Source organism: Mucilaginibacter sp. P4_E8 (genome assembly GCF_056401495.1).
On sequence record NZ_JBFUJG010000335.1, the window covers coordinates 1 to 1,964 of the forward strand.

Here is a 1,964-nt window from a genome sequence, read left to right on the forward strand (position 1 = left end):
CATTAAGGGTTTCCTGTATATATTCAGTCAAACTCAGCTATCTCCCCGCCAGGCCGATATGCTGGGTTCTATCAGGTTGTCTTCTGATATGCTGCTGCGTACACTGAATGATACGCTGGATGCCGCGAAAATGGAGAATAGTGAATTTAAGATCAATAAAGATCCGTTTAATGCTGATTTTGTATTAAAAGAGGTTATTGAAAGCATGGAATTTAGCGCCACCAAAAAGCAACTCGATCTTGATTATAACTTTGAGGGCAATAGGGGAGCTTTGATTTTAGGAGATAGTTTCAGGCTTAAACAAATTATGGTTAACCTGCTCAGTAATGCCATTAAATATACCAGTACAGGTAGTATTACAGTAAATGCAAGCCTTACATCACTAAATGACGAGCATAGGTTAAAGGTTGATATCGTTGACACGGGGGCTGGGATTAGTTTAGAACAGCAGGTAAATCTTTTCTCAAAATATTATCAAACCAACTCTGCTAAGGGCCAAACGGGGACAGGCCTTGGGCTTTATATTTGCAAACAGCTTGTTCTGTTGCAAAAAGGGCAGATCAGTGTAAAAAGCAATGCGGGTAAGGGCAGTACTTTTAGCTTTTGCATTCCTTATGAGGAGGGTAAAAACATTAATGACTTTATAGATAAACAAAAAATCGATGACCCATTATCGTTGCTCAACGGAATAAGTATCCTGGCTGTTGATGATAATGAGCTAAGTTTAATGTTCCTGAAGATGATGACAAGCAAGTGGAATATCAAGTTTTACCAGGCATTTGACGGAAAAGAAGCATTAGACATTTTAACTAAAGAAACCATAAGGGTAGTATTAACTGATATTCAGATGCCCACCATGAATGGGCATGAACTTATTGCAGCAATAAGGCAATCAAAAGCGCCATTAAGTGAAGTGCCGGTAATTGCCATCAGCGGTAACGCCAAACTATCAGAAACCGAAAAGCTTTCAAAAAAAGGATTCTCGGGCTTTGTTACCAAACCGTTTATAGAAGCTGAGTTAATAAAACATATTGTTAATGCATTGAAATTATAACCCGGCAGCCTTAACTTAAAAATCGTGATATAAATTTCTGAACGAACTCCTTAAGCCGAAAGTAACCATTGTGGTTTTTGTGTCGCTCTGCACGTTTTTTTCCTGCCTGTAAAGGCCGCTAAGTTCAATACGTAAGTTATACTTGGGGTTGATAAGGAATGATACCGTACCTTCGGTGTAATAAAGTTGTGTGCTTAAGCCCTGACCTATAACAGGTACTGGGTTGGGTGTTGCCGGGTACGGTTTGTTTATCAGCTTACCATTGTTATCTGTTTTGGCAGCGTCAAGTCCATATTTTCCATAATCAAACTGGCCCTGAAAATCAAAACGGCCAAGCGAATAGTTTACGATGCCTAAAAACTCTCTGAAGTTTGCGCCAAACGGATGGGCCAGCGGATCGCCAAAGAAAGTATAACTATCAAGTGGTTGGGTGCTTGAATAAGTATACGGTTTAACGGTATTAAATTCAAAAAGGTAATTAAGCCGGTTAACTTTAAATATATCAGCCCCACGAATACCCAACTGTACGCCATTGGTATTATCAGTATTATTACCAGAAAAGAAATTGCTGGCTTTAAACCTGTCAAGCATCAATTGTCCGTAAATGGCTGTTTTATCAAATATTTTATACTTGCCTGTGAAACCCATAAAAACATTGTCTTTAGGAGAAGCTGATGAACCTAAAGAGCTTGAAAACAGGATTGGGTTAATAAAGTTTACATCAAAACCGCGCCTGTTTCCTTGTGCATCGGCTTCGGGAGTAATAAGCGCGTTAAAGAAACCAAATGATAACCTGTTGCTTACATTCCAGTCTAAATAATGGAAAAGCGCCCATTTACGGTGATTACTGCCAAAAGTGTCGAATTTCTTCTCTTTTATATCCTCAAGGTATGTCCATGCCATCATATAC

The 1,964-nt window shown here is 39.1% G+C and carries 1 protein-coding gene and 1 pseudogene; one reads left to right on the plus strand and one right to left on the minus strand.

The annotated features are described in order from the left end of the window. Positions 1-1,054: hybrid sensor histidine kinase/response regulator (locus AC1DRQ_RS31130; RefSeq protein WP_477429949.1), on the plus strand; the 1,054-nt coding region annotated here is incomplete at its 5' end. Positions 1,055-1,069: 15 nt separating this feature from the next. Here AC1DRQ_RS31130 and AC1DRQ_RS31135 read toward each other — a convergent pair. Next, a pseudogene (locus tag AC1DRQ_RS31135) lies at positions 1,070-1,964 on the minus strand (gliding motility protein RemB); the annotation flags it as partial.